Origin of the sequence: Klebsiella africana (assembly GCF_020526085.1) — a bacterium.
Taxonomy (GTDB): Bacteria; Pseudomonadota; Gammaproteobacteria; order Enterobacterales; family Enterobacteriaceae; genus Klebsiella; species Klebsiella africana.
Map to the genome: position 1 here is coordinate 297,357 of NZ_CP084874.1, position 25,638 is coordinate 322,994.

Here is a 25,638-nt window from a genome sequence, read left to right on the forward strand (position 1 = left end):
CGACAGGAAAGTATGACGATTTTAATGATTCATCATACTTTGCGCGTAATCTGGATCAATATTGCGCCGGAAAATATAAGAAAATCGTATTGTTACGCGCAGGCGATAGTCGCCTCCCTGTCCCTCAGGGCGCCCGGAACAGCCCCAGCAGCGTGGCCACCTGTTCGTCGATCGGCGCCAGATCCCGCTTGACGATCAGATGCAGCGGCGTCGCACGGCGCGCGCCGTGGCTGAGGGGCAGTCGCTTCAGCACGCCCTGGTCGAGATGGGGGCGAATGCGCTCTTCCGGCAGCCAGCCGAACCCGACTTGATACATCACCGCATCAATGGCGGCGTCAATGGTGGAGAAGGTCCAGGCGTCACGCGTCGCCTGGCCATCGCCGGTCTGGTCGGCAATGCGCACCAGCGGCCACGGCGCCAGCGCGCTATCCTCCAGCGGCCCCTCCAGCGCGGCGAGAGGATGATCGCGATGGGCGACGGCGATGAAATCAATATTCATCAGCCACTCTCCGCGGCCGGTAATATCCTGGCGGCGGGTCAGCACCATCACATCAGCTTCCGTCCGCGCCGCGCTCTCGTCATCAACGTTTTCCAGCACTTCGGTGAGTCTGACCTGGGTCTGCGGATAGCGCTGCTGAAACTGGCGTAAAATGGCGAACAGCCGCTGGCGCGGGAAAATGCTGTCGACCACCAGATCCAGGCGGGTGCGCGCCCCGTTGCGTAAGGTGGCGGCGTGCGTCTCGACGTAGGCGAAGGCCTGCAGCAGCGGCTTGACCTGATTCAGCAGTAATTCACCCGCGGGAGTGAGCACAGCCCGCCGGCCGGACGGCGCCAGCAGCGCCACGCCTAAGCGCTCCTGCAGCAGCGCGAGGTTATAGCTCACCGATGACTGACTGCGGTTGGTCTCCTCCGCCGCTCTGGCAAAGCTCCCCAATTCCACTACCTTTTCGAGTAACGCCCACTGCTCCAGGGTTGTCTTGTGCATAATCAATCTAAAATTTGGATGTATTTAATCCAAACATAGCGTTATTCATTCATTTTTTAAAGACGTATGCTGTCCTCAACAAAACAGAGGAGAATAAATAATGAGCACTTTCGACAAACATGACCTCAGCGGCTTTATCGGTAAACATCTGGTCTACACCTACGACAACGGCTGGAACTACGAGATTTACGTCAAAAATGGCCACACCCTCGACTACCGTATTCACAGCGGCATCGTCGGCAATCGCTGGGTGAAAGATCAGGAAGCGTACATTGTGCGGGTGGGGGAAAGTATCTACAAAATCTCCTGGACCGAACCGACCGGCACCGACGTCAGCCTGATCGTCAACCTGGGCGACAAACTGTTCCACGGTACAATCTTCTTCCCGCGCTGGATCATGAATAACCCGGAAAAAACCATCTGCTTCCAGAACGATCACATTCCGCTGATGAATTCGTATCGCGATGCCGGCCCGGCCTACCCGACAGAAGTAATTGACGAGTTCGCCACTATCACCTTCATTCGCGACTGTGGCGCGGATAATGACGAGGTCATTAATTGCCCGGCGAGTGAATTGCCTGCGGATTTCCCTGCAAATTTGTAATTCAACAGCAATAAATTTGTGATCTGCGCGAACATTTTGTCATTAAGCGTAACGATCGCTAATTAGAGTATTGTGTATTGGTTTAATTCCCGTTTACTTTCTGCTATTGCGTTCCTGTTTATTTCCACTTAACAGGAACGCTTTCCTGTCATATCCCTGCCATAAAAAATTCCTATCATACTGTTTAGTAATGAGTTATTTCTTATTCTGAGAAAATATTAATTTCTTAATATTATCCTAAGCAAGGTCGACTACATTAATAGTGGTCGAAATACCCTGAAATGGAATGCCGCGCTGAACTCACTTCATTTTAATTTCGTTTAAGTCCGCAGGCGCAGGATATTTTATTCTAACGACCCTGATTTGTGCGTGGGTCAACTACAGAACAGGATGATGATGAGCGATTTTTTGCCTTTTTCGCGCCCGTCGATGGGCGACGCAGAGCTGGCAGCCCTGCGTGAAGTTTTAGCGTCGGGCTGGATCACTACCGGACCGAAGAATCAGGCACTTGAAGCGGCATTCTGCCAGCTGACCGGCAACCGCCACGCGATTGCCGTCAGTTCAGCGACCGGCGGGATGCATGTGACCCTGATGGCGCTGGGTATTGGCCCCGGCGATGAAGTCATTACGCCGTCCCAGACCTGGGTCTCCACTCTCAATATGATCTGCCTGCTGGGCGCCACGCCGGTGATGATCGATGTCGATAACGACAATCTGATGATTACCTCTGCAGCGGTGGAGGCAGCGATCACCTCGCGTACCAAAGCGATAATTCCCGTGCACTACGCCGGGGCGCCAGCCGACATCGACGCCATTCGCGCGGTGGGCGAGCGCCATGGCATTCCGGTGATCGAAGATGCCGCCCATGCGGCCGGTACCCATTATAAAGGCCGCCACGTAGGCTGGCAGGGGACCGCGATTTTCTCGTTCCACGCGATCAAAAACATGACCTGCGCCGAAGGCGGGCTGATTGTCACCGACGACGACGAGCTGGCCTCCCGTATCCGCAGTCTGAAATTTCATGGTCTGGGCGTGGACGCTTATGATCGTCAGACCCACGGTCGCGCGCCGCAGGCGGAGGTGATCACCCCGGGCTTCAAGTACAACCTTGCCGATATCAACGCCGCGCTGGCGCTGGTCCAGCTGGAAAAACTGAGCCACGCCAATCAGCGCCGGACGGAGATTGCCCAGCGCTACCTGCGCGAGCTGGCGGACACGCCGTTTAAACCGCTGAGCGTCCCGACATGGGATCACCAGCACGCCTGGCACTTGTTTATCATCCGCGTCGATGAGGCCGCGTGCGGCATCAGCCGCGACGCGCTGATGGAAAAGCTGAAGGCGATGGGCATCGGCACCGGCCTGCACTTCCGTGCGGCTCATACGCAAAAATATTACCGCGAACGCTTCCCTGAGGTTTCCCTGCCGAATACCGAATGGAACAGCGCCCGCATCTGTTCTCTCCCGTTGTTCCCGGACATGACCGATGACGATGTCACTCGCGTTATCTCCGCACTGCGCCAGTTGTCAGGACGTTGATATGCTTACTTACCCTCCCGTGAAGAAGGTCTCGGTGGTTATCCCGGTTTATAACGAACAGGATAGCCTGCCGGAACTGCTTCGTCGTACGGATGCCGCCTGCGCCACGCTGGGGCGGCAATATGAAATTCTGCTGATCGACGATGGCAGCAGTGACGATTCTGCGCGCATGCTGACCGAAGCCGCCGAGGCGGAAGGCAGCCACGTCGTCGCCGTGTTGTTAAACCGTAACTACGGCCAGCACTCGGCGATCATGGCCGGCTTCAGCCATGTGACTGGCGACTTAATCATTACCCTCGACGCCGACCTGCAAAACCCGCCGGAAGAGATCCCGCGGCTGGTGGCGAAGGCTGATGAAGGTTACGACGTGGTGGGTACTGTTCGCCAGAACCGTCAGGACAGCATCTTCCGTAAAACCGCGTCGAAGATGATCAACCGCCTGATCCAGCGCACCACCGGCAAAGCGATGGGCGATTACGGCTGCATGCTGCGCGCTTACCGCCGCCATATCATCGACGCCATGCTCAACTGCCATGAGCGCAGCACCTTTATCCCGATCCTGGCGAATACCTTCGCCCGTCGCGCGGTGGAGATCCCGGTGATGCATGCCGAGCGCGAATTCGGCGACTCCAAATACAGTTTCATGCGTCTGATTAACCTGATGTATGACCTGGTGACCTGTCTGACCACCACGCCGCTGCGTCTGCTCAGCATTTTCGGCAGCGTGATTGCCCTGCTGGGCTTCGCCTTCGGCCTGCTGCTGGTGGTACTGCGTCTGGCCTTCGGCCCACAGTGGGCGGCGGAAGGGGTGTTCATGCTCTTCGCCGTGCTGTTCATGTTCATCGGCGCCCAGTTTGTCGGGATGGGCCTGCTCGGGGAGTATATCGGACGCATCTATAACGACGTGCGCGCCCGCCCCCGCTACTTTATTCAACGTGTTGTTCGCCAGCCGGAAACGGCATCTAAAGAGGAAGATCGTTCATGAAAGCCGTAGTCTTCGCTTATCACGATATGGGCTGCACCGGTATCCAGGCCCTGCTGGACGCCGGGTATGATATCGCTGCTATTTTCACCCACCCGGATAACCCTGGCGAAAACCATTTCTTTGGCTCTGTGGCGCGCCTTGCCGCCGAGCAGGGCATTCCAGTGTGGGCGCCGGAAGACGTGAACCATCCGCTGTGGATTGAGCGTATCCGCGAGATGAAGCCGGATGTGCTGTTCTCCTTCTACTACCGCAACCTGCTGGGCGATGAGATCCTCAATCTGGCGCCGAAAGGGGCATTTAACCTGCACGGTTCGCTGCTGCCGAAATATCGTGGCCGTGCGCCGCTGAACTGGGTGCTGGTCAATGGCGAAAGCGAAACCGGCGTCACCCTGCACCGCATGGTGAACCGCGCGGATGCCGGTGATATCGTCGCCCAGCAAACCGTGGCGATTGGCCCGGATGACGCGGCCCTGACGCTGCATCGTAAGCTGTGCGCCGCCGCCACTGAGCTGCTGAGCCAGGCGCTGCCCGCCATCCTCGCCGGCACCACGGATGAGCGTCCGCAGGATCACAGCCAGGCAACCTATGTGGGGCGTCGAACCCCGGAAGATGGCCGTCTCGACTGGGAGCAGCCGGCGCAGACCCTGCACAATCTGGTGCGTGCTGTCTCGGATCCGTGGCCGGGCGCCTTCGGCTACGCGGGCGCGAACAAGTTTATCGTCTGGAAATCCCGCGTCCGCCACGATTTGCCGGCAGCTAAACCGGGCACCGTGATCTCCGTTACGCCGCTGATCGTCGCGTGCCAGGACGGGGCGCTGGAGATTGTCACCGGCCAGACCGAACGCGGCGTGTATATGCAGGGCGCTCAGCTGGCGCAGGCGCTGGGCCTGGTGTCCGGGGCGGTGATCAGCAGTAAACCGGTGGTGGCGATTAAGCGCCGCACCCGGGTGCTGATCCTTGGCGTCAACGGCTTTATCGGTAACCACCTGACCGAGCGCCTGCTGCAGGACGACAACTATGAGATTTACGGTCTGGATATCGGCTCCGACGCCATTAGCCGTTTCCTTGACTGCCCGCGTTTCCACTTCGTGGAAGGCGATATCAGCATTCACTCTGAGTGGATCGAATATCACATTAAGAAATGCGACGTGGTGCTGCCGCTGGTGGCCATCGCCACGCCTATCGAATACACCCGCAATCCGCTGCGCGTGTTCGAGCTGGATTTCGAAGAGAACCTGAAGATCATCCGCGATTGCGTGAAATACAATAAGCGCATCATCTTCCCGTCGACCTCGGAAGTGTACGGCATGTGCACCGATAAAAACTTCGACGAAGATAGCTCCAACCTGGTGGTCGGGCCGATCAACAAACAGCGCTGGATCTACTCGGTCTCCAAGCAGCTGCTGGATCGCGTGATCTGGGCCTATGGCGATAAGAACGGCCTGAAGTTCACCCTGTTCCGTCCGTTCAACTGGATGGGGCCGCGCCTGGATAACCTCAACGCCGCGCGTATCGGCAGCTCCCGCGCTATCACCCAGCTGATCCTCAACCTGGTGGAAGGGTCGCCGATCAAGCTCATCGAAGGCGGCAAGCAGAAGCGCTGCTTCACCGATATCAGCGACGGTATCGAAGCGCTATTCCGCATCATCGAGAACAAAGACGGCCGCTGCGACGGGCAGATCATCAACATCGGCAACCCGGATAACGAAGCGAGCATCAAAGAGCTGGCCGAAATGCTGCTCGCCTGCTTCGAACGCCATCCGCTGCGCGATCGCTTCCCGCCGTTCGCCGGCTTCCGTGAAGTGGAAAGCAGCGATTACTACGGGAAGGGCTACCAGGACGTTGAGCATCGTAAGCCGAGCATTCGCAACGCCAAACGCTGCCTGAACTGGGAGCCGAAGGTGGAGATGGAAGAAACTGTCGAACACACGCTGGACTTCTTCCTGCGCACGGTTGAACTGGTGGACGATAAAAATCCATGAAACAGGTCGGCTTACGCATAGATGTCGATACCTTTCGCGGCACGCGGGACGGCGTTCCGCGGTTGCTGGAGCTGCTGGGTCAGCACGGGATCCAGGCAAGCTTCTTCTTCAGCGTCGGGCCGGACAATATGGGGCGCCATCTGTGGCGCCTGATAAAACCGAAGTTTCTGTGGAAGATGCTGCGTTCCAGAGCTGCCTCGCTGTACGGCTGGGATATTCTGCTGGCCGGCACCGCCTGGCCGGGGCGCCGCATCGGCGCAGGGAACGAAGCGGTGATCCGCGCCGCCGCCGAATCTCATGAAGTCGGCCTGCACGCCTGGGACCACTACAGCTGGCAGGCGTGGAGTGGCGTCTGGCCGCAGGAAAGGCTGGCGCTGGAAGTTGAGCGCGGCCTGCTGGAGCTCGAGCGCATCATCGGCCGCCCGGTGACCTGCTCGGCCGTCGCCGGCTGGCGCGCCGATCAGCGAGTGGTTAAAGCCAAAGAATCCTTCGATTTTCTCTACAACAGCGACTGTCGCGGCACGCGGCCGTTTCTGCCCCAGCTCGGCAGCGGCGTCTCTGGTACCGTGCAGATCCCGGTCACGTTGCCAACCTGGGACGAGGCGGTGGGCACGGCGGTGGATATCGCCGGCTTTAACCGCTACCTGCTGGATTGCATCCATCGCGATGCGGGCGTGCCGGTCTATACCATTCACGCTGAAGTGGAAGGCATTGCCTACGCGGATCAGTTCAATGAACTACTGACCATGGCGGCGGAAGAGGAAATTCAGTTTTGCCCACTGAGCCAGCTGCTGCCCGCTGACTTTAGCGAGCTGCCCTCAGGCAAAGTGGTTCGTGGTGAACTGGCTGGCCGGGAAGGCTGGCTCGGACGTGAACAATTACTGACTTCGGGTGTTTGATGAAAAGCATTCGCTATGGCGTCTCTCTGATTGCGCTGTTTGCGCTGTATTATCTGCTGCCGCTCAATTTCCGTTTGCTCTGGCAACCCGACGAAACCCGCTACGCGGAGATCAGCCGTGAAATGCTGGCCACCGGCGACTGGGTGGTGCCGCATTTTCTCGGCCTGCGCTACTTCGAAAAGCCGATTGCCGGTTACTGGATCAACAGTATCGGTCAGTGGCTGTTTGGTCATAATAACTTCGGCGTACGCTTCGGGTCGGTCTTCGCCATCACCATGACCGCCCTGCTGGTGGCCTGGCTGGCGTGGCGCGTCTTTCGCGACAAAAAGGTCGCGGTCCTGTCGCCGGTGATTTTCCTTACCGCGATGCTGGTGTATGCGATTGGCACCTATGCGGTGCTGGACCCGATGATCACCCTGTGGCTGGCGTTGGCGATGTGTAGCTTCTGGGGCGCGGCGCAGGCGCAGCGCCCCAGCGGCAAAATACTGGGCTACGTGCTGCTGGGCGTCGCCTGCGGGATGGGGGTGATGACCAAAGGCTTCCTGGCGCTGGCGGTGCCGGTGGTGGGCGTTCTGCCGTGGGTGATCGCCCGTAAACGCTGGCGTGAAGTGCTGACCTACGGTTGGCTGGCAGTGGCGGTCTGTACGCTGGTGGTGCTGCCCTGGGGGCTGGCTATCGCCCAGCGCGAGCCGGACTTCTGGCGCTACTTCTTCTGGGTCGAGCATATTCAGCGTTTTGCTGAAAAAGACGCCCAGCACAAAGCGCCGTTCTGGTACTACATCCCGTTCCTGATTGCCGGCAGCCTGCCGTGGCTGGCCCTGCTGCCGGGGGCGCTGAAGCGCGGCTGGCTTGAGCGCGATGAGGCCCGCGGCGCGCTGTATCTGTTAGGTTGGGTGGCGATGCCGTTCCTGTTCTTCAGTATCGCCAAAGGCAAACTGCCGACCTATATCCTGCCGTGCTTTGCGCCGCTGTCGATCCTGATGGCCCGCTACGCGCTGGAGGCCGCAAAGACCGGCGCGAAAGCGCTGCGCATCAACGGGATGATCAACCTGGGCGTTGGCCTGCTGGGGCTTATCGCCGTGCTGGTGGTCTCGCCGTGGGGCTTCATGCACAAGCCGGTGTGGAGCAAGATTGAGCTGTATAAATGTCTGCTGGCGGCCATCGCTTTTGCCGTCTGGGCGCTGATGGGCTGGCTGGCGATGAAAGACGCTGGTCGCCGTTGGAGCCTGGCCGCGCTCTGTCCGCTCGGCCTGGCGCTGCTGGTGGGCTTCGCCATCCCGGACCGGGTTATCGACAGCAAACAGCCGCAGTTCCTCGTGGATATCGTCAGCGAATCCCTGCAGCCCAGCCGCTACGTCCTGACCAACAACGTCGGGATCGCCGGCGGCCTGGCCTGGGAGCTGAAGCGAAGCGATATTATTATGTTCGACAAACAGGGTGAGCTGAAGTACGGTCTCGACTGGCCGGATGCTCAGGGAAGCTTTGTCAGCCAGGCCGGTTTTGCCGACTGGCTGGCCGTGCACCGTCAGCAGGGGCCGGTATCGCTGGTGCTGTTGATGGATAAAGGAGAGAGTATGGTCGACTTACCGTTACCGAAACCAGATAACGCCTACGAGCTGGGTCGGGTGGTCTTCCTTCAGTACCTGCCGCAATGAGCGTCTGGATCTGTCTGGTGTTCGCCAGCCTGCTGAGCTGCGCCGGACAGCTCTGCCAGAAACAGGCGACCCGCCCGTCCCGTCGCGGACGGCGGAGTCGCCATATACTCTTCTGGTTGGGGATGGCGCTGTTATGTCTGGGCTGCGGCATGCTGCTGTGGCTGAGCGTCCTGCAGTCTATTCCGGTCAGCATCGCCTATCCGATGCTGAGTCTGAATTTCGCCTGGGTTACCCTCGCGGGCTGGGGCATCTGGCATGAGCCGGTCGCCCGTCGCCACTGGCTTGGCGTCGGGTTGATCGTCGTGGGCATTGTCATTCTGGGGACCAGCGTCTGATGGGCTTTTTCTGGGCATTACTCAGCGTCGGCCTCGTCAGCGCCGCGCAGTTGCTGCTGCGCAGCGCCATGGTGGCCTTGCCGCCGCTGACCGATATTGTGGCATTTCTCCAGCATCTGCTGCATTTCCAGCCCGGGACTTTCGGCCTGTTTTTCGGCCTGCTGGGCTACCTGCTGTCGATGGTCTGCTGGTACTTTGCCCTCCATCGCCTGCCGCTGTCGAAAGCGTATGCCCTGCTGAGCCTGAGCTATATCCTCGTGTGGGCCGCCGCCATCTGGCTGCCCGGCTGGCATGAGCCATTCTACTGGCAATCGCTGCTGGGCGTGGCGATCATCGTCGTCGGCGTATTGACCATCTTCTGGCCGGTGAAACGCCGCTAGCCGGGGAGCCGGCTTTTGGGACGGCCCGGGCCGAGCAGGATCGCCAGCTTGCTGCCCCCGACGGTGGTTTCCATCCAGATTTTACAGACGCTGGTTAACGGCACCGAGAGCAGCATTCCCACCGGCCCCAGCAGCCAGCCCCAGACCAACAACGACAGGAACACCACCAGGGTCGACATCCCCAGCCGGTGGCCCATCATGCGCGGCTCCACCATGTTGCCCAGCACCATATGCACCACCAGAAACAGCGCTCCTACCAACAGGCACTCATAGATGCCGCTGAACAGCAGCGCCTGCAGCATGGGGGGGATAGCGGAGATGGCGGAGCCAATGTTCGGCACATAGTTCAGCAAAAACGCCAGCACCCCCCACATCAGGGCGAACTGTACCCCCATCGCCAGCAGCCCCAGCCAGACAATCAGCCCGGTCCACAGGCTAATCAGCGTCTTCAGCGCCAGATAATGGGTGACGCCTTTCAGCGCCCGGTGCAATCCGGCGATATGCAGGCGCGGGTTATTGAGGGCAAAACGCAGTTTGTAGGGCAGGTGGCGAACCTCAAACAGCATAAAGATCACCGTCATCACCAGCAGCACGATGCTGGCCATCGCCCCGGAAAGCTGGGTCATCAGCGTCGTGGCCCAGGTCATCAGCCGTTCTGAATCCATGCGTCGCAGCATGCGCTCCGGATTGATATGCAGATTGAGAAAGGGGAGATACTCCTGGAGCTGGAGGATCTTGCGCGTCAGGGCGCGGTTGAAATCGGGCAGCATGGCGACAAAGTCATTGAGCGACGCCGCCAGCACGCCAAGTAGCGCGGTAAGCATCACCAGCATCGCCGTCACCACCAGGGTTATAGCGAACGGGCGGCGCACGCCGCGGCGAATGCACCAGGTCACCAGCGGGTTGAGGACAATAGCGAAAAACAGCGCCAGTAGCAGCTGCACCAGGATATCGGCGGCGGCGTGGATCCCGGCGAGGATAATCACCAGCGCCGCCAGCTTAAGTAAAATATGAAGCCCGGCTTTATCAGCCTGCGGAGGGGACATAGGTATTCCTTTTATGAGTCGTGCCAGATAAGTGTAGCGGTTCGCCGACTGCCAATATTCCGAAAGGAGGGCTGCTTTTACGCCGACAGCGTGGTAATAGTGAAAGCTGGTTGTTGAAATCTGGTGGAACCTGATGCCCGAACCCGTCGCCGAACCGGCGCTCAATGGACTGCGCCTCAATCTGCGGATTGTCTCTGTCGTTATCTTTAACTTTGCCAGCTACCTCACCATCGGCCTGCCGCTGGCGGTGCTGCCCGGCTATGTTCATGATGTCATGGGCTTTAGCGCTTTCTGGGCCGGGCTGGTGATTAGCCTGCAATATTTCGCCACGCTGCTCAGCCGCCCGCATGCCGGGCGCTATGCCGACCTGTTGGGACCGAAAAAGATTGTCGTCTTCGGCCTCTGTGGCTGCCTTTTGAGCGGCCTGAGCTATCTGCTGGCCGCCTGGGGCAGCGGCTGGCCACTGATTAGCCTGCTGCTGTTATGCCTCGGACGGGTGATCCTCGGTATCGGCCAGAGCTTTGCCGGCACCGGGTCGACGCTGTGGGGCGTTGGTGTGGTCGGTTCACTGCATATCGGGCGGGTGATCTCGTGGAACGGGATTGTGACCTATGGGGCGATGGCGATGGGGGCGCCGCTCGGCGTGCTCTGTTACTCACGGATTGGCCTCAGCGGCCTGGCGGTGGTCATTATGGCGGTGGCCCTGGTGGCTATCCTCTGTGCGCTGCCGCGCGCGGCAGTGAAGGCCGCCAAAGGGAAAGCGATGTCGTTTCGCGCGGTGCTCGGCCGCGTCTGGCCCTACGGCATGGCGCTGGCGTTGGCCTCCGCCGGCTTCGGGGTGATCGCCACCTTTATCACGCTGTTTTATGATGCCAAAGGCTGGGACGGCGCGGCTTTCGCGCTGACGTTATTCAGCTGCGCGTTCGTTGGCACGCGGCTGGTGTTTCCCAACGGCATTAACCGCCTCGGCGGGCTGAACGTGGCGATGCTCTGCTTTAGCGTGGAGATTATCGGTCTGCTGCTGGTTGGCATTGCCGATACGCCGCTGCTGGCGAAAATCGGTACCTTCCTTACCGGAGCTGGGTTTTCGCTGGTCTTCCCGGCGCTGGGCGTGGTGGCGGTCAAAGCGGTGCCGCAGCACAATCAGGGGGCGGCGCTGGCGACCTATACCGTGTTTATGGACCTGTCGTTGGGCGTCACCGGACCGCTGGCCGGATTGCTGATGGCGTGGATCGGGATCTCGATGATTTATCTCGCCGCGGCGGGGCTGGTGATGGCGGCGCTGCTGTTGGGCTGGCGGCTAAAAAAACGGCCCCCGGTTAGCGAACCGGAGGCCATCGCACCAGGCCAGTAATTACTGGATGGTGAGGGTGTTGATGATGCTTTCCGCTTCGGTCTGCGCCTGCTGCTGGTTGTCCGCCGGCAGGGTAACCTGCAGGGTCAGCAGTTTGTCATCCACTTTGCCAAGCAGTACGGAAGACCAGGCGGTCTGCCCCTTGGCAGAGATGATGCTGTCCAGCTGCTGCAGGGTATGGCCTTTAATCTCCAGTGGTTTATTGCTCACCACCTGCAGCTGCGGGTCGCGGCTGCGCTGCTGATCTTCCAGGCGTTTCGCCAGCACTGCCAGATCTTCATTGGTGCTGTCACCGACGATGACGATGACCGCTTTCTGGCCGGTAGCGTCAGAGTAGACGTGCATATTGTTCGCCTGGGTACCCAGTTTGCCGCTCTGGTCGGCCATGCCCGCAGGCAGGGTGAAGCTCAGCTTGCCATCCAGCAGGCTGATTGCCTGGCCGCTGGCATTGCTCTCCGCTGCTGCGCCAACGGTTGGCGCTTTTGAATCGCTGTTATCGCAGGCGGCAAGCCCCATCACCAGCAGGCCAATACCGACATATTTAACCAAATTGCGCATTGACATCTTCCTTTCGATAAACGGCCACTAATGGCTCATCCGGCTATCTTAACACATCAGCCCGCGAGTACCTTTAACTCGGCTGTAATGCCGACAAATCAGATTTATCCGCCAGTCTTTTCAACAGCATATTTAACAGCACGCCATACATCGGCAGGAAGAAAATAATGCTGATAAGCACTTTAAAGCTGTAGTCGACGAGGGCGATTTCCCCCCAGTGGGCGGCCATAAACGGGTCCGGGCTGCGCCAGAAAGCGATAAAGAAGAACGCTACGGTATCGCTGATGTTGCCGAACAGCGTCGAGGCGGTGGGGGCCAGCCACCAGCGGCGGCTCTGCCGCAGACGGTTGAAGACATGAACGTCAAGGATCTGCCCCAGCGCATAGGCCATAAAGCTGGCGACGGCGATGCGCGCGACGAAGAGATTAAAGGTGCCCAGCGCGGCAAAGCCCTGCCATTCGCCCATGTAGAACAGCGCGGAGATGCCATAAGAGATGGCCAGCGCCGGGACCATCACCGCGAAAATGATGCGTCGCGCCAGCGGGGCGCCAAAAATGCGCACCGTCAGGTCGGTGGCGAGAAAGATAAACGGAAAACTAAACGCGCCCCAGGTGGTATGGAAACCAAAAATGGAGATCGGCAGTTGAACCAGATAGTTGCTGGAGGTGATCACCAGCAGATGAAATAGCGAAAGCCAGACGAGCGCTTTTTTGCGCTGTACGGTAGAAAACGGATTCATATTGTGACCTTTTTATGCCCGTCATGCTTCAGATGAATGAGCAATCGGCAGCGGAACGTTGGGGTGAGGGAACCCAATAAAAAACGGCTGCATAATACTGCGTTACCGGCGTAATGCAATGGTTGTTTTTCGCGCAAACGTTAACCTGGCTTGCGTGCTGGCAAAGTGGGGGTAAACTAGGGCCGTTTTGTTGATGTGAGACTAAAATGAGCGAACTTTTCTCCACTCCTGACCACACCCTGGATGCCCTGGGGCTCCGTTGCCCAGAGCCGGTCATGATGGTGCGTAAAACCGTGCGGACGATGCCGGTCGGCGAGACGCTGCTGATTATTGCTGACGATCCGGCCACCACCCGCGATATCCCGGGATTCTGTCGCTTTATGGAGCATGAGCTGGTGGCCCAGGAAACTGAAGCCTTGCCGTACCGCTATCTGATCCGCAAAAGCCACTGAACCTTTCCCGGATAGCGGCGCGTAGCGCCTTATCCGGGCTACCGAATGTTACGAAATCGTAGCCCTGCTAAGCGCAGCGCGAGCAGGGAATGCCCCGGATGGCGGCGCGTTGCGCCTTATCCGGGCTACCGAATGTTACGAAACCGTAGCCCTGCTAAGCGCAGCGCGAGCAGGGAAGACGGAGTCTATGCTACAACTTCTTACGCAATAACCGCAGCGCGTTAGCCGTTACCAGCACCGTGGCGCCGGTATCCGCCAGCACCGCCAGCCATAACCCGGTCAGGCCAAGCAGGGTGGTGACGAGGAAAATCCCCTTCAGCCCTAAGGCAATCGCGATGTTCTGGCGGATATTGGCGTGGGTGGCGCGCGCCAGGGAAATCATCTGCGCCAGGCCAGTCAGACGGTTATGGGTCAGCGCGGCGTCCGCCGTCTCCAGCGCCACGTCGGTGCCGCTGCCCATGGCGATGCCGATGGTGGCCGCTTTCATCGCCGGGGCGTCGTTGATGCCGTCGCCGACCATCGCCAGCGGCGCATCGGCATTCAGCGCCATGACGGCTTTCACTTTGTCTGCCGGCAGCAGACCAGCGCGGAATTCCAGCCCCAGTTCGCTGGCGATGGCCGCCGCAGCGCGCGGGTTATCCCCGGTAAGGATCACCCCCTGAACGCCCAGCTGATGCAAGGCATCCACTGCCTGACGCGCGTCGTCGCGCAGGGTGTCGCGCAGCGCCAGAATGCCGAACAGCGTCTCGCCGCGCCTCACCAGCACTACCGTTTGCCCGGCGCTCTCCAGTTGCTGGATCTGTGCCTCATGCTCTGCCGGAGCGGCTTTGCTGGCGGCGCAGATCAGGATGCGGCTGCCGTTGACTTCGGCTTCGATACCAGAGCCCGCCAGCGCCCGCTGGCCGCTGGCCTGCGGAATGCTCAGCTGACGCCGCTGCGCTTCACGGACGATGGCCTGCGCCAGCGGGTGGCTGGAGCCTTGCTCCACCGCCGCCGCCAGCGCCAGCAGCGCATTGTCGTCAACTTCGGCCGTGGCAATAACCGAAGTCACCTGCGGCTGGCCGACGGTCAGGGTGCCGGTTTTATCGAACGCCACCTGGCGCACCTGGCCCAGCTGTTCCAGCGCCGCGCCGCCTTTGATTAGCGCTCCGCGGCGGGCGGCGACTGCCAGGCCGGAGGTGATGGCCGCCGGCGTGGAGATGACCAGCGCGCATGGACAGCCGATCAGCAGCAGCGTCAGTCCTTTATAAATCCACGGTAGCCAGGCGCTGGTGAAGAACAGCGGCGGGACAATGGCGACCAACAAGGCGACCACCATAATCGCCGGGGTGTAGATCCGGCTGAAACGGTCGATGAAGCGCTCGATCGGCGCCCGACGCTCCTCTGCCTCTTCAATCAGCTTCAGGATGCGGTCGATGGCGCTGTCGCCCGGTTCGGATATCACGGTAAGCTGCACCAGGCGATCGACGCTGGTGGCGCCCGCCGCTACCCGTTCCCCGGCCTGACGCTCCACCGGCACCGACTCGCCGGTCAGGGCGCTTTCATCAAAGCTGGCAAAGGGCGACAGCAGCTGGCCATCCGCCGGCAGACGCCCACCGGCAGCCACTTCAATCACATCTCCAGGCCGCAGATCGCGCTGGGCGACGGTTTCCCGCACGCCGTTGCGCAGGCGAATGGCGGTGTCGGGCTTCAGCGCCATCAGCGCGCTCACCCCCTGCCGCGCGCGGCTGGCGGCCCAGCCTTCGAGACGCTCGCCGATCAGGAACAGCAGCAGCACCATCGCCGCCTCTGCGGTGGCGCCGATAAACAGCGCTCCGATGGCGGCAATGCTCATCAGCGTTTCAATGGCGAACCAGCTCCCGCTCTTGATCAGGCGCAGCGCCTGGCGGGCAACCGGCCACAGGCCGACAAGAGTGGTGGCAATGAAGGCCAACTGGCCGGCAGGGTGGTTGGCCTGCTCCAGCCCCCAGCTCAGAGCCATCATGATAACCAGCGTCAGCAACGACAGATTGTCGCGCAGCAGTGACCCTCGGGTTTGCTCTACTGCGGGGGCATTGGCATCGCGCAGTGTATAGCCCGCCTGGCGGACCGCGTTCTCAACCTGAGCGCGGACATCGCCCTCGGCGTTAACCAGCAGCTTTTCTGTGGCGAACAGCACCTGGACCTGACTGACCCCAGGCACCTGACGAACCGCGGTTTCCACCTTGCGGGCGCAGGCGGCGCAGTCCATGCCATCTACCTGCCAGCGGTAGCGAGCGTCGTTAAGCGCTTCGGCGACAGGGGCGGAGTCTGTAGTGCAGGCATGGTCTGTGCAGCAGCTCTCCGCCGGGGCGGTTGCTCGCCGTATGGTGAAAGACGAGAATTGTGGGACTTTTTTATCCTGCGCGTCTGGAGTCGACATGGCACCCTCCGGGAAATGATAATTTTCTCATTAGCCGTAGGATACACTCTGGAGTCGACTCCAGAGTCAAGGACTAAATTACAGGTACAGCGCGCGCACGATCAGGAAGTGGCCGGCAAAGTAGAATGCGGCGGCGATGGCGTTATCGGCGCGGAAGCGGCGACGATAATGGCTTACCAGCCACACAGCATTGCTCAGCAGCAGCAGGGCGGCGCCGGCGAAACCAGACAGTGCGGTGTTAGTGGGACGGGCAAACCACAGCTCACCGGCCAGCCAGACCATCACCAGCGTCATCCCGATAAAGGTCAGCACCGGCATTTTCATCTCTTCCAGTCGGCTCCAGATCACCGCCATCAGCAGCGCACCGAATACCAGCAACACCAGCGGCAGCGGCCAGAAGAACGACAGCGTCAGCTGGCTGGCGAACCAGATGGTATACAGCAGATGCGACAGAAAGAAGGCGCCTACTGCATACATCACTCGCTGACGCGGCAGCAGGGTCAGGGCGTCGCCGAGCAGCGAAGCGCACAGGCCGGCCAGCACCAGATAGCTGATGGCATTGAACATTGGCGCCTGCCAGGCCAGTAACAGCAACAGAATCAGGGTGACAGGTTTAAATACCCAGCGTCGCCAGGCCGGCCCGCGATAGGATGCATCGACATAAAGCCATGCGGAGAAACAGACAGCAATAAATGACCAAAGCATAGTAAGTCCCTGTATCTGTTATCATAAAGAAAGTTACGGATGCGAGATGCTACTACTCAGTGTAGTGGTTTGGCGTAGCAGATGACAATGTTATTCCCGACGCAGTATGCTTATTCCTGATGTTTTTTATGGGTAACCTTGATGAGTAAAATGCCCCTCTTTTTTGTTCTGGTCGTCGCGGTGATTGTGGTGGCGGCTTCGTTTCGCTATGTTCAGCAGCGCCGTGAGAAACAGGCGAATGACGCCGCCCCGTTGCTACAAAAGCGGGTTATTGTCAGTAATAAGCGGGAAAAAGTGATTAACGATCGACGCTCGCGGCAGCAGACGGTGACGCCCGCGGGTAGTGAAATGCGCTATGAGGCGAGCTTTCGCCCTGAAACCGGTGGGCTGGAGGTAGTGTTTCGCCTTGACGCGCCGCAATATCACGCGCTGAGCGTCGGCGATCGCGGGATGTTGAGTTATAAGGGCACAGCGTTCGTGGCGTTTACGCCCGATCCCTGAGCCCTTTTCAGGACTACTTTTTCAGCGTCGCCTTCAGTTTTTTCTGCCAGGCGACGAGCTCAAACACGCCGAAAATAAAAATGCGGATTTGCTCAAAGCGGCTCAGCGGCGGCGCCTCTTTCGGCTGCGTCGCCTTGAGCAGTGTCAGCTGCAGACCGTGCATCAGGATCATGAAAATCAGCGCGACGTTGACGAAGATATTCAGCGGCTTCGGAAAGGGCTGAAACAGATTCAATAGCAGAAAGGCCCAGACGCACAGCATCAGCAGGCGGCCTAAATTAATCAGCATGGTGCTCTCCTTGGGCCTCACGTTGGTAAAGACGGTAGGCGACCTGTCCGGCCACTTTTTCACGATACAACTGCCAGTTAGCTGGCACCGGCGGTAAGCCGTTTTCGACTTCGCTTTCGACGTACACCAGGGCCTCATCGGCCAGCCAGCCTTGTGTCTCCAGCAGATGTAGCGTCTCCTCCAGCAGCCCCTGACGAAACGGCGGGTCGACGAACACGATCTGGTGCGGGGTACCCGGCTGGCTCAGGAAGCTGAGGGTATTGGTGGTGATCACTTTGCCGCGATCTGCTTTCAGGGTGGCGAGATTTTTTTGCAGCTGCTGGGCTACGCCGCGCTCCATCTCCAGAAGCGTGGTGCTGGCCGCATAGCGGGACAGTGCTTCCAGCCCCAGCGCGCCGCTGCCGGCAAAGCAATCGAGGCAGTGCGCGTCAACAATAGACGGCGCCAGCCAGTTAAAAAGGGTTTCGCGAACCCGGTCGGTGGTCGGCCGCAGGCCCGGGCTCTCCGGCACCGGTAATTTACGGCCGCGCCATTGCCCGCCGATGATGCGGATCTGGCCGCTGCCCGCGTGGTTTGGTTTTTTCATCTCTCTGCTCAAGTCTCAACTTCCGGCCTGCTATTCTAGCGATGGACGGCGGTTGACGAAACCTTAATCCGGGGGCGGTGATGCGAGTTAAGTTAAGTGATAGACTATCCAACTAATTTCATCATTTTTTCAGCTTCAGATGAAGCTGTGCCATGAATAAACAGCGAGGAGTGTGGTCGCAAATGGCAAAAGAGAAAAAACGTGGCTTCTTTTCCTGGCTGGGCTTTGGACAGAAAGAACAGGCACAGGAAACCGAGACTGAACAAAAAGTAGAAGAACAACAAGCGGTTGTCGAAGAGACTCCGGCGGTTGAAACCCCTGCTGAGCCGAGCGCGCCGAAAGCAGATCCGGAAGCGTTTGCTGAAGACGTCGTCGAAGTGACCGAGACGGTTGTCGAAAACGAAAAAGCGCACCTCGCGGAGCCTGTCAGCGTGCAGGAAGAAGAGTGGGTGGAGACGCCTGCTCTGACCGAAGAAGCGCCTGTTGTTGAACCGGAGCCCGCGGTCAGCGAACGGCCTGAACAGCCTGCGGTGGTTGAGCCGCTGGCGGAAGAGGTGATCGCCGAACCGGTGGTGGCGGAAGCCGTAGCTGAGCAGCCTGTGGAAGACATCGTCGTCCAGCCGCAGGAGACAGAAGCGCCCGAAGAGGACGCGCCGTTAAGCGATGAAGAGCTGGAAGCGCAGGCGCTGGCGGCCGAGGCGGCCGAAGAGGCGGCGGTGGTGGTGCCGGAGCCCGAGGACGAGGCGCCGGTGGAAGCGCTGGCTCAGGAGCAGGAAAAACCGACGAAAGAAGGCTTTTTCGCCCGCCTCAAGCGTAGCCTGCTGAAAACCAAACAAAATCTCGGTTCCGGATTTATCAGCCTGTTCCGTGGCAAAAAGATCGACGATGATCTGTTTGAAGAGCTGGAAGAGCAACTGCTGATCGCCGACGTCGGGGTGGAGACCACCCGCAAGATCATTACCAACCTCACGGAAGGCGCCAGCCGTAAGCAGCTGCGCGATGCGGAAGCGCTGTACGGCCTGCTGAAAGAAGAGATGGGCGAGATTCTCGCCAAAGTAGACGAGCCGCTGAACGTTGAAGGCAAAACGCCCTTTGTTATCCTGATGGTTGGCGTGAACGGGGTGGGGAAAACCACCACCATCGGCAAGCTGGCGCGTCAGTTTGAGCAGCAGGGTAAATCGGTGATGCTGGCGGCGGGGGATACCTTCCGTGCGGCGGCGGTGGAACAGCTGCAGGTCTGGGGTCAGCGTAACAATATCCCGGTGATTGCCCAGCATACCGGCGCGGACTCCGCCTCGGTGATTTTTGACGCCATTCAGGCGGCGAAGGCGCGCCATGTTGACGTACTGATTGCCGATACTGCCGGTCGTCTGCAGAATAAATCGCATCTGATGGAAGAGCTGAAGAAGATTGTCCGGGTGATGAAAAAACTGGATGTCGATGCACCGCATGAGGTGATGTTAACCATCGACGCCAGCACCGGGCAGAATGCCATTAGCCAGGCCAAACTGTTCCATGAAGCGGTAGGTTTGACCGGGATCACCCTGACCAAGCTGGACGGCACCGCCAAAGGCGGCGTGATCTTCTCGGTGGCCGATCAGTTCGGCATTCCGATTCGCTATATTGGCGTCGGCGAGCGTATTGAGGATCTGCGTCCGTTTAATGCGGGCGACTTTATTGAGGCACTTTTTGCCCGAGAGGATTAAGAATGATTCGCTTTGAACAAGTCAGCAAAGCCTATCTCGGTGGGAGACAAGCGCTGCAGGGGGTGACCTTCCACCTGCAGCCGGGCGAGATGGCGTTTCTGACCGGCCATTCCGGCGCAGGGAAGAGTACCCTGCTGAAGCTTATCTGTGGTATCGAACGGCCCAGCGCCGGGAAAATCTTCTTCAGCGGTCATGAAATCAGCCGTCTGAAGAGCCGTGAGGTGCCGTTCCTGCGCCGCCAGATCGGTATGATTTTCCAGGACCACCATTTGCTGATGGATCGTACCGTGTATGACAACGTGGCGATCCCGCTGATTATCGCCGGCGCCAGCGGCGATGACATTCGTCGTCGCGTCTCGGCGGCGCTGGATAAGGTCGGCCTGCTGGACAAAGCGAAGAATTTTCCCATTCAGCTCTCCGGCGGTGAGCAGCAGCGCGTGGGGATTGCCCGTGCGGTGGTCAACAAGCCGGCGGTGCTGCTGGCGGATGAACCGACCGGTAACCTCGACGAGGCGCTCTCGGAGGGGATTTTACGTCTGTTTGAAGAATTTAACCGCGTTGGGGTGACGGTACTGATGGCCACGCACGATCTGGGGCTTATCTCCAGTCGTCCGTACCGCGTGCTGACGCTTAGCGACGGCCATCTGCATGGAGGCATTCGGGGTGAATAAGCGCGACGCAATGAACCAGATTCGCCAGTTCGGCAGCAAGTTCGATCGCCTGCGCAACGCGGCGGGCGGTGGCGGTGGCGGCGGGCGCAATGCGCCAAAACGGCCGAAAGCGGCGCCTAACCCGGCCTCGCGTAAGAGCAACGTGTTCAACGAGCAGGTGCGCTATGCCTGGCACGGCGCGCTGCAGGATTTAAAAAGCACGCCGCTGGCGACCTTCCTGACGGTAATGGTCATCGCCATATCGTTGACCCTGCCAAGCGTCTGCTACATGGTTTACAAAAACGTCAGCAGCGCGGCGTCCCAGTATTACCCCTCGCCGCAGATCACCGTTTATCTGGAAAAAACGCTGGATGACGATGCCGCGGCGCGGGTGGTGGGCCAGCTGCAGGCGGAGCAGGGCGTCGACAAGGTAAACTATTTGTCCCGTGACGAGGCGCTGGGGGAGTTCCGTAACTGGTCAGGCTTTGGCGGCGCCCTGGATATGCTGGAGGAGAACCCGCTGCCGGCGGTCGCCATCGTGGTGCCGAAGCTGGATTTCCAGAGCACCGAGGCGCTGAATACCCTGCGCGATCGGGTCTCGCGGATCCAGGGGGTGGATGAGGTGCGGATGGACGATAGCTGGTTTGCTCGTCTCTCCTCGCTGACCGGGCTGGTAGGCCGCGTGTCGGCGATGATCGGCGTGCTGATGGTGGCGGCGGTGTTCCTGGTGATTGGCAACAGCGTGCGCCTGAGCATCTTCGCCCGCCGCGATACCATTAACGTGCAGAAGCTTATCGGCGCCACCGACGGGTTTATCCTGCGTCCGTTCCTCTACGGCGGGGCGCTGCTGGGTTTCTCCGGCGCGTTTTTATCGCTGATCCTGTCGGAGATTCTGGTAATGCGCCTTTCGTCGGCGGTGACCGAAGTGGCGAAGGTGTTTGGCACCCAGTTTGAGCTGAGCGGCTTAGGCTTTGACGAGTGCCTGTTGATGCTGATTGTCTGCTCGATGATCGGTTGGGTCGCCGCCTGGCTGGCGACAGTGCAACATTTACGTCACTTTACTCCCGATTAATAAAAGCGTGATATAATCTTTCCCTGCTGCAATGAGTTCCTGTTCGCAGGGAAAGATACCGCAAGCTTGTTCTCCTTTTCCTGCCCTCACTTTTTCATCGTGGTGTCACATTTTGTGCGTAATTTATTCACACCGTTGCATGGAACTTGTGGATAAAATCACTGTCTGATACTAATGTGAGTGATATTCTCGTTGCTCATGAATGCTGGCATGCTTGTTGCCTGATGGGGACAAGACCGCGTCAGAAGATATCAATTGAGAGGATTTGAATGACCAAAGAAATGCAAACTTTAGCTTTAGCCCCCGTTGGTAACCTGGAATCGTATATCCGGGCCGCTAACACTTGGCCGATGCTGTCGGCTGATGAAGAGCGGGAGCTTGCTGAAAAGCTGCATTACCAGGGCGATCTGGAAGCAGCGAAAAAGCTGATTCTGTCTCACCTGCGCTTTGTTGTTCACATTGCTCGTAACTACTCGGGCTATGGCCTGCCGCAGGCGGATCTGATCCAGGAAGGCAATATCGGCCTGATGAAAGCCGTGCGTCGCTTCAACCCGGAAGTGGGTGTGCGCCTGGTCTCCTTCGCCGTGCACTGGATTAAAGCCGAAATTCACGAATACGTGCTGCGCAACTGGCGTATTGTGAAGGTCGCTACCACCAAAGCACAACGTAAGCTGTTCTTTAACCTGCGTAAAACCAAACAGCGTCTGGGTTGGTTCAACCAGGATGAAGTGGAAATGGTGGCCCGTGAGCTGGGCGTGTCGAGCAAAGACGTCCGCGAGATGGAATCCCGTATGGCGGCCCAGGACATGACGTTTGACATGTCGTCCGACGATGAGTCCGACAGCCAGCCGATGGCGCCGGTCCTGTATCTGCAGGACAAAACGTCTAACTTTGCCGACGGCATCGAAGATGACAACTGGGAAGAGCAGGCGGCGAATAAGCTGACTGACGCGATGCAGGGCCTGGACGAGCGTAGCCAGGACATCATCCGCGCCCGCTGGCTGGACGAAGACAACAAGTCCACGCTGCAGGAACTGGCCGACCGCTACGGCGTCTCTGCAGAGCGCGTGCGTCAGCTGGAAAAGAACGCCATGAAAAAACTGCGTGCCGCTATCGAAGCCTGATACGCCACGCCTGCCTGATACCTGATATCAGGCTCCCCGATAACGCCCCGCCTCAGGTTGGGGCGTTTTGTTTTTCTGCGTCCTCCCGGGGCAGGAGCATCTGCGGGCAGTGCGTCTGCAGGCAGCCGAGTAAGACGCTGAACGCCGGCGCCATCTGCTCTTCGGGCTGGCTGGCAAATCCCATCAGTAATCCTTTCTTCCGCGCCGCCGTCAGGTAGTAGCGCGACAGCGGCCGCACCAGAATGTGCTGCGCATTGGCCTCTCTGGCGATCGCCACATCGTCCGCCTCCGCGGGCAAATTGAGGATCAAATGCAGCCCGGCATTATCGCTGAAGTCAGACAGGGCGTACGGCATGCAATGCCGCTGGATAAGCTCGGTTAAAAAGGCGCGGCGACGGCTGTAGAGCAGCCGCATGCGGCGGATATGGGCCGAATAGTGGCCGGCGGTAATAAACTCCGCCAGCGCCATCTGGATCAGCGAATGGCCGCCGCGGTAAAGCTCGGCGTGGGCGTGCTTCAGGTCGCTGACCAGCGGCCGCGGGATCACCACGTAGCCCAGGCGCAGGCCGGGATAGAGCGTCTTGCTGAAGGTGCCGATATAGACCACCGGGGCGTCGGCGACCAGACCCTGCAGGGCGGGGATCGGCTGACCGGAAAAGCGAAACTCGCTGTCATAATCATCTTCGACGATCCAGCTTCCCTGCTGGCGGGCGAGCGCCAGCAGCCGCTGGCGGCGCTCAAGGCTCATCACCGCGCCCAGCGGATACTGGTGGGAAGGCGTAACGAAGATCAGCCTCGGCGCATCATCAACTGTCTCCGGCGGGCACAGGCCGTTGGCATCGACGGTCAGGGGCTCTGCCCGAACATCGTTCATCGCCAGCACGTGGCGGATCCCCCAGTAGGAAGGCTCCTCCACCCACGCCAGATCGCCGTTATCACACAGCATGCGTGTGACCAGATCGATCGCCTGGTGGATCCCCTCGGTGATAAGAATTTGATCTGACTGACAGTGGACGCCGCGCGACACCCGCAGATAATCCACCAGCGCCTGCTGCAGCTCCGGTGTTCCGCCGTTGCAGCTGTAGCTGAGCCGCTCCGGTTTTGGTCGACGGCTGATGCGGGCCTGGATCTTGCTGAACAGCGGGTGGGGAAAGGCGTTAACGTCCGGCACGCCGGGTATAAACGCTCCCCACTGGCGCGGGCTGGCGCTGACCTGGCCGAGCAGGTGCTGGCCGCGGCGAGAAATATACGCTGTCGACGCCGCGTGGTTGCTGTTTTCCTGCTGGCCTTTAGTCGTTAATGAACTCTCCGGGGCGGTTTGGGCAACGAATGTTCCGCTTCCCCGGCGGGAAACCACATATCCTTCCGCCAGCAATTGTTCATAAGTTGTTAATATGGTGTTTCTTGATACGCCGAGCTCGCCCGCCAGATCGCGCGACGGCGGCAGGCGGCTTTGCGGCGCCAGCGAGCCGTCGAGGATCGCGCGGCGCAGCGCGTTATATAAGCGTTTGTGCAGAAGAGGATCCCGCTCTTCCTGCAGACGGACCAGCACCAGGTCACCCACCAGCGAACGCAATTGGATCCCTCAGATATTCTAAATTGGTACTCGATTATAGGGCCAACTCCTGTGTAAATAAACGACATCGTTTCTAATTTGTTGCGATAACGTGACATACACGACAGGAGATTCGCAGGTGAAAAGCTCAGAACTGAATCAACGTCGCCAGCAGGCGACGCCGCGCGGCGTAGGCGTAATGTGTAACTACTTTGTCGAGAAGGCGGAAAACGCCACGCTGTGGGATATCGAAGGCAATGAGGTGATCGATTTCGCCGCCGGGATCGCCGTGTTAAATACCGGTCACCGCCATCCGAAAGTGGTCGCCGCAGTCGCCGATCAGCTGCAGGCGTTCACCCATACCGCCTATCAGATTGTGCCGTACGAAAGCTATGTTTCGCTGGCGGAGCGTATCAACGATCTGGCGCCAATTGACGGGCCGGCAAAAACGGCTTTCTTCACCACCGGCGCGGAAGCGGTCGAGAACGCAGTGAAAATCGCCCGCGCTTACACCGGTCGTCCGGGCCTGATTACCTTCGGCGGCGGCTTCCACGGCCGTACCTTTATGACCATGGCCCTCACCGGTAAGGTCGCGCCTTACAAAATCGGCTTCGGGCCGTTCCCGGGCTCGGTGTATCACGGCGTTTACCCTAATGCGGCCCACGGCGTGACCACCGCGGATGCGCTGAAAAGCCTGGAGCGCATTTTCAAAGCGGATATTGCGCCGGATCAGGTAGCGGCCATTATCCTCGAGCCGATCCAGGGGGAAGGCGGCTTTAACGTCGCGCCGGCCGATTTTATGCAGGCGCTGCGCGACCTGTGCGATACCCACGGTATTCTGCTGATCGCTGATGAAGTGCAGACCGGTTTCGCCCGCACCGGCAAGCTGTTCGCTATGCAGCACTATGAGGTGAAACCGGATCTGATGACGATGGCGAAAAGCCTCGCCGGCGGTTTCCCGCTGTCGGGCGTTGTCGGTCGCGCCGAGGTGATGGATGCGCCAGCCCCAGGCGGGCTGGGTGGAACCTATGCCGGTAACCCGCTGGCGGTGGCCGCGGCGCACGCGGTGCTGGATGTCATTGCCGAAGAGCAGCTGTGCCAGCGTGCTGAACAGCTGGGTAGCCATCTGCAGGAAGTGCTCAACCAGGCGCGCGCCACCTGCCCGGCGATCGTTGATGTCCGCGGCCGGGGGTCAATGGTGGCGGTGGAGTTTAACGATCCGCAAACAGGCGAACCGTCGCCGGAATTCACCCGTCAGGTGCAACAGAAAGCGCAGGAGAACGGCCTGCTGCTGCTGAGCTGTGGCGTCTACGGCAACGTGATCCGCTTCCTGTATCCGTTGACCATCCCGGACGCCCAGTTCTCGAAAGCGCTGGATATTCTGGCGCGTGTACTGAAGAGCTAACGTCTCCCCGGCGGGCTGCGGCGGCAGGGAAGCCAAACAGAAACAGGACGCCGCAGCCGGCTGTTTATGCTCAGCGTGAGTGGTTTATCACCCTGATATCACCTTTTTTCCGGCGGTGACAACCGCCGGAGTAA

The 25,638-nt window shown here is 59.5% G+C and carries 25 protein-coding genes; 16 read left to right on the plus strand and 9 right to left on the minus strand.

Features of this window, described 5'->3' with window-relative positions; all coding sequences use genetic code 11:
• Positions 1 to 124: 124 nt before the first annotated feature.
• The gene (locus LGL98_RS01355; RefSeq protein WP_136033783.1) at positions 125 to 985 is read right to left on the minus strand and encodes a LysR family transcriptional regulator; all 861 of its coding nucleotides are present in this window, start codon (positions 983 to 985) and stop codon (positions 125 to 127) included.
• Between the two features lie 97 nt (positions 986 to 1,082).
• Here LGL98_RS01355 and LGL98_RS01360 point away from each other — a divergent pair, with 97 nt between their 5' ends.
• The 8 genes from LGL98_RS01360 (at position 1,083) to arnF (ending at position 9,361) form a co-directional block, all read left to right on the plus strand.
• The gene (locus tag LGL98_RS01360) at positions 1,083 to 1,589 is read left to right on the plus strand and encodes a phenolic acid decarboxylase (RefSeq protein WP_004181483.1); all 507 of its coding nucleotides are present in this window, start codon (positions 1,083 to 1,085) and stop codon (positions 1,587 to 1,589) included.
• Positions 1,590 to 1,985: 396 nt separating this feature from the next.
• The gene (gene arnB / locus LGL98_RS01365) at positions 1,986 to 3,125 is read left to right on the plus strand and encodes a UDP-4-amino-4-deoxy-L-arabinose aminotransferase (protein WP_136033781.1); all 1,140 of its coding nucleotides are present in this window, start codon (positions 1,986 to 1,988) and stop codon (positions 3,123 to 3,125) included.
• Position 3,126: 1 nt separating this feature from the next.
• Complete coding sequence (arnC, locus tag LGL98_RS01370; RefSeq protein ID WP_002921035.1) at positions 3,127 to 4,110, plus strand: undecaprenyl-phosphate 4-deoxy-4-formamido-L-arabinose transferase; 984 nt, start codon at positions 3,127 to 3,129, stop codon at positions 4,108 to 4,110.
• Positions 4,107 to 6,092 (plus strand): bifunctional UDP-4-amino-4-deoxy-L-arabinose formyltransferase/UDP-glucuronic acid oxidase ArnA, encoded by a 1,986-nt coding sequence (gene arnA / locus LGL98_RS01375; protein WP_136033779.1) that lies wholly within the window; start codon positions 4,107 to 4,109, stop codon positions 6,090 to 6,092. Before arnC ends, arnA begins: the two co-directional genes overlap by 4 nt.
• Positions 6,089 to 6,991 (plus strand): 4-deoxy-4-formamido-L-arabinose-phosphoundecaprenol deformylase, encoded by a 903-nt coding sequence (gene arnD / locus LGL98_RS01380; RefSeq protein WP_136033777.1) that lies wholly within the window; start codon positions 6,089 to 6,091, stop codon positions 6,989 to 6,991. Before arnA ends, arnD begins: the two co-directional genes overlap by 4 nt.
• The gene (gene arnT, locus LGL98_RS01385) at positions 6,991 to 8,646 is read left to right on the plus strand and encodes a lipid IV(A) 4-amino-4-deoxy-L-arabinosyltransferase (RefSeq protein ID WP_136033776.1); all 1,656 of its coding nucleotides are present in this window, start codon (positions 6,991 to 6,993) and stop codon (positions 8,644 to 8,646) included. Before arnD ends, arnT begins: the two co-directional genes overlap by 1 nt.
• Complete coding sequence (gene arnE / locus LGL98_RS01390) at positions 8,643 to 8,981, plus strand: 4-amino-4-deoxy-L-arabinose-phosphoundecaprenol flippase subunit ArnE (RefSeq protein ID WP_115188571.1); 339 nt, start codon at positions 8,643 to 8,645, stop codon at positions 8,979 to 8,981. The genes arnT and arnE overlap by 4 nt, the downstream gene beginning before the upstream one ends.
• Positions 8,981 to 9,361 (plus strand): 4-amino-4-deoxy-L-arabinose-phosphoundecaprenol flippase subunit ArnF, encoded by a 381-nt coding sequence (gene arnF / locus LGL98_RS01395; protein ID WP_136033774.1) that lies wholly within the window; start codon positions 8,981 to 8,983, stop codon positions 9,359 to 9,361. The genes arnE and arnF overlap by 1 nt, the downstream gene beginning before the upstream one ends.
• Here the strand turns inward: arnF and LGL98_RS01400 are convergent.
• Positions 9,358 to 10,407 carry an AI-2E family transporter gene (locus LGL98_RS01400; protein WP_117126353.1) on the minus strand — a complete coding sequence of 350 codons (1,050 nt, stop codon included), beginning with the start codon at positions 10,405 to 10,407 and terminating at the stop codon, positions 9,358 to 9,360. The two genes, arnF and LGL98_RS01400, sit on opposite strands and share 4 nt — an antisense overlap.
• Positions 10,408 to 10,540: 133 nt before the next feature.
• On the opposite strand from LGL98_RS01400, the gene LGL98_RS01405 reads away from it, so the two are divergent.
• On the plus strand, positions 10,541 to 11,761 hold the full coding sequence (locus LGL98_RS01405) for an MFS transporter (protein WP_136033772.1): 1,221 nt from the start codon (positions 10,541 to 10,543) through the stop codon (positions 11,759 to 11,761).
• Here the strand turns inward: LGL98_RS01405 and LGL98_RS01410 are convergent, their stop codons facing one another.
• Together LGL98_RS01410 and LGL98_RS01415 are read right to left on the minus strand one after the other, a co-directional pair.
• A complete protein-coding gene (locus tag LGL98_RS01410; RefSeq protein WP_136033770.1) occupies positions 11,762 to 12,319 on the minus strand; it encodes a DcrB family lipoprotein in 558 nt (185 codons plus the stop codon).
• Between the two features lie 73 nt (positions 12,320 to 12,392).
• Positions 12,393 to 13,058, minus strand: coding sequence for a 7-cyano-7-deazaguanine/7-aminomethyl-7-deazaguanine transporter (locus LGL98_RS01415; RefSeq protein WP_136033768.1), 666 nt, complete (start codon positions 13,056 to 13,058; stop codon positions 12,393 to 12,395).
• Between the two features lie 206 nt (positions 13,059 to 13,264).
• On the opposite strand from LGL98_RS01415, the gene tusA reads away from it, so the two are divergent.
• On the plus strand, positions 13,265 to 13,510 hold the full coding sequence (gene tusA / locus LGL98_RS01420; RefSeq protein WP_002920858.1) for a sulfurtransferase TusA: 246 nt from the start codon (positions 13,265 to 13,267) through the stop codon (positions 13,508 to 13,510).
• 190 nt (positions 13,511 to 13,700) lie between these two features.
• On the opposite strand, the gene zntA is transcribed toward tusA, so the two are convergent.
• Together zntA and LGL98_RS01430 are read right to left on the minus strand one after the other, a co-directional pair.
• Positions 13,701 to 15,911 (minus strand): Zn(II)/Cd(II)/Pb(II) translocating P-type ATPase ZntA, encoded by a 2,211-nt coding sequence (gene zntA, locus LGL98_RS01425; RefSeq protein ID WP_136033766.1) that lies wholly within the window; start codon positions 15,909 to 15,911, stop codon positions 13,701 to 13,703.
• A 78-nt stretch (positions 15,912 to 15,989) separates the two neighbouring features.
• The gene (locus tag LGL98_RS01430; protein WP_004173987.1) at positions 15,990 to 16,616 is read right to left on the minus strand and encodes a lysoplasmalogenase; all 627 of its coding nucleotides are present in this window, start codon (positions 16,614 to 16,616) and stop codon (positions 15,990 to 15,992) included.
• 150 nt (positions 16,617 to 16,766) lie between these two features.
• On the opposite strand from LGL98_RS01430, the gene LGL98_RS01435 reads away from it, so the two are divergent.
• Positions 16,767 to 17,117, plus strand: a complete 351-nt coding sequence (locus LGL98_RS01435; protein ID WP_168435394.1) for a DUF2500 domain-containing protein — start codon at positions 16,767 to 16,769, stop codon at positions 17,115 to 17,117.
• A gap of 13 nt (positions 17,118 to 17,130) precedes the next feature.
• Here LGL98_RS01435 and LGL98_RS01440 read toward each other — a convergent pair whose 3' ends face one another.
• Together LGL98_RS01440 and rsmD are read right to left on the minus strand one after the other, a co-directional pair.
• Positions 17,131 to 17,406 (minus strand): DUF1145 family protein, encoded by a 276-nt coding sequence (locus LGL98_RS01440; protein ID WP_002920822.1) that lies wholly within the window; start codon positions 17,404 to 17,406, stop codon positions 17,131 to 17,133.
• The gene (gene rsmD / locus LGL98_RS01445) at positions 17,396 to 17,992 is read right to left on the minus strand and encodes a 16S rRNA (guanine(966)-N(2))-methyltransferase (protein WP_117261090.1); all 597 of its coding nucleotides are present in this window, start codon (positions 17,990 to 17,992) and stop codon (positions 17,396 to 17,398) included. Before rsmD ends, LGL98_RS01440 begins: the two co-directional genes overlap by 11 nt.
• A gap of 182 nt (positions 17,993 to 18,174) precedes the next feature.
• On the opposite strand from rsmD, the gene ftsY reads away from it, so the two are divergent.
• From ftsY to rpoH, 4 genes are all read left to right on the plus strand, one after another.
• A complete protein-coding gene (gene ftsY, locus LGL98_RS01450; protein ID WP_136033994.1) occupies positions 18,175 to 19,698 on the plus strand; it encodes a signal recognition particle-docking protein FtsY in 1,524 nt (507 codons plus the stop codon).
• A 2-nt stretch (positions 19,699 to 19,700) separates the two neighbouring features.
• On the plus strand, positions 19,701 to 20,369 hold the full coding sequence (gene ftsE / locus LGL98_RS01455) for a cell division ATP-binding protein FtsE (RefSeq protein ID WP_002920817.1): 669 nt from the start codon (positions 19,701 to 19,703) through the stop codon (positions 20,367 to 20,369).
• Positions 20,362 to 21,420, plus strand: coding sequence for a permease-like cell division protein FtsX (gene ftsX / locus LGL98_RS01460; RefSeq protein ID WP_136033762.1), 1,059 nt, complete (start codon positions 20,362 to 20,364; stop codon positions 21,418 to 21,420). Before ftsE ends, ftsX begins: the two co-directional genes overlap by 8 nt.
• A 269-nt stretch (positions 21,421 to 21,689) precedes the next feature.
• Entirely contained in the window at positions 21,690 to 22,544 is an 855-nt protein-coding gene (rpoH, locus tag LGL98_RS01465) for an RNA polymerase sigma factor RpoH (RefSeq protein WP_002920815.1), read from the plus strand.
• A gap of 52 nt (positions 22,545 to 22,596) precedes the next feature.
• Here rpoH and pdxR read toward each other — a convergent pair whose 3' ends face one another.
• A complete protein-coding gene (gene pdxR / locus LGL98_RS01470) occupies positions 22,597 to 24,120 on the minus strand; it encodes a MocR-like pyridoxine biosynthesis transcription factor PdxR (RefSeq protein WP_136033760.1) in 1,524 nt (507 codons plus the stop codon).
• 118 nt (positions 24,121 to 24,238) lie between these two features.
• Between pdxR and LGL98_RS01475 the strand changes: the two genes are divergently transcribed.
• Positions 24,239 to 25,504 carry a 4-aminobutyrate--2-oxoglutarate transaminase gene (locus LGL98_RS01475; protein ID WP_004181475.1) on the plus strand — a complete coding sequence of 422 codons (1,266 nt, stop codon included), beginning with the start codon at positions 24,239 to 24,241 and terminating at the stop codon, positions 25,502 to 25,504.
• The last annotated feature ends 134 nt before the right edge of the window (positions 25,505 to 25,638 follow it).

Excerpts from the sequence above, each read along its gene's own strand:
- LGL98_RS01355 (WP_136033783.1), bottom strand. The coding sequence starts at position 985 with ATGCACAAGACAACCCTGGAGCAGTGGGCGTTACTCGAAAAGGTAGTG.
- arnB (WP_136033781.1), top strand. The coding sequence starts at position 1,986 with ATGAGCGATTTTTTGCCTTTTTCGCGCCCGTCGATGGGCGACGCAGAG.
- arnC (WP_002921035.1), top strand. The coding sequence starts at position 3,127 with ATGCTTACTTACCCTCCCGTGAAGAAGGTCTCGGTGGTTATCCCGGTT.
- arnA (WP_136033779.1), top strand. The coding sequence starts at position 4,107 with ATGAAAGCCGTAGTCTTCGCTTATCACGATATGGGCTGCACCGGTATC.
- arnD (WP_136033777.1), top strand. The coding sequence starts at position 6,089 with ATGAAACAGGTCGGCTTACGCATAGATGTCGATACCTTTCGCGGCACG.
- arnT (WP_136033776.1), top strand. The coding sequence starts at position 6,991 with ATGAAAAGCATTCGCTATGGCGTCTCTCTGATTGCGCTGTTTGCGCTG.
- arnE (WP_115188571.1), top strand. The coding sequence starts at position 8,643 with ATGAGCGTCTGGATCTGTCTGGTGTTCGCCAGCCTGCTGAGCTGCGCC.
- arnF (WP_136033774.1), top strand. The coding sequence starts at position 8,981 with ATGGGCTTTTTCTGGGCATTACTCAGCGTCGGCCTCGTCAGCGCCGCG.
- LGL98_RS01400 (WP_117126353.1), bottom strand. The coding sequence starts at position 10,407 with ATGTCCCCTCCGCAGGCTGATAAAGCCGGGCTTCATATTTTACTTAAG.
- LGL98_RS01405 (WP_136033772.1), top strand. The coding sequence starts at position 10,541 with ATGCCCGAACCCGTCGCCGAACCGGCGCTCAATGGACTGCGCCTCAAT.
- LGL98_RS01410 (WP_136033770.1), bottom strand. The coding sequence starts at position 12,319 with ATGCGCAATTTGGTTAAATATGTCGGTATTGGCCTGCTGGTGATGGGG.
- LGL98_RS01415 (WP_136033768.1), bottom strand. The coding sequence starts at position 13,058 with ATGAATCCGTTTTCTACCGTACAGCGCAAAAAAGCGCTCGTCTGGCTT.
- tusA (WP_002920858.1), top strand. The coding sequence starts at position 13,265 with ATGAGCGAACTTTTCTCCACTCCTGACCACACCCTGGATGCCCTGGGG.
- zntA (WP_136033766.1), bottom strand. The coding sequence starts at position 15,911 with ATGTCGACTCCAGACGCGCAGGATAAAAAAGTCCCACAATTCTCGTCT.
- LGL98_RS01430 (WP_004173987.1), bottom strand. The coding sequence starts at position 16,616 with ATGCTTTGGTCATTTATTGCTGTCTGTTTCTCCGCATGGCTTTATGTC.
- LGL98_RS01435 (WP_168435394.1), top strand. The coding sequence starts at position 16,767 with ATGCCCCTCTTTTTTGTTCTGGTCGTCGCGGTGATTGTGGTGGCGGCT.
- LGL98_RS01440 (WP_002920822.1), bottom strand. The coding sequence starts at position 17,406 with ATGCTGATTAATTTAGGCCGCCTGCTGATGCTGTGCGTCTGGGCCTTT.
- rsmD (WP_117261090.1), bottom strand. The coding sequence starts at position 17,992 with ATGAAAAAACCAAACCACGCGGGCAGCGGCCAGATCCGCATCATCGGC.
- ftsY (WP_136033994.1), top strand. The coding sequence starts at position 18,175 with ATGGCAAAAGAGAAAAAACGTGGCTTCTTTTCCTGGCTGGGCTTTGGA.
- ftsE (WP_002920817.1), top strand. The coding sequence starts at position 19,701 with ATGATTCGCTTTGAACAAGTCAGCAAAGCCTATCTCGGTGGGAGACAA.
- rpoH (WP_002920815.1), top strand. The coding sequence starts at position 21,690 with ATGACCAAAGAAATGCAAACTTTAGCTTTAGCCCCCGTTGGTAACCTG.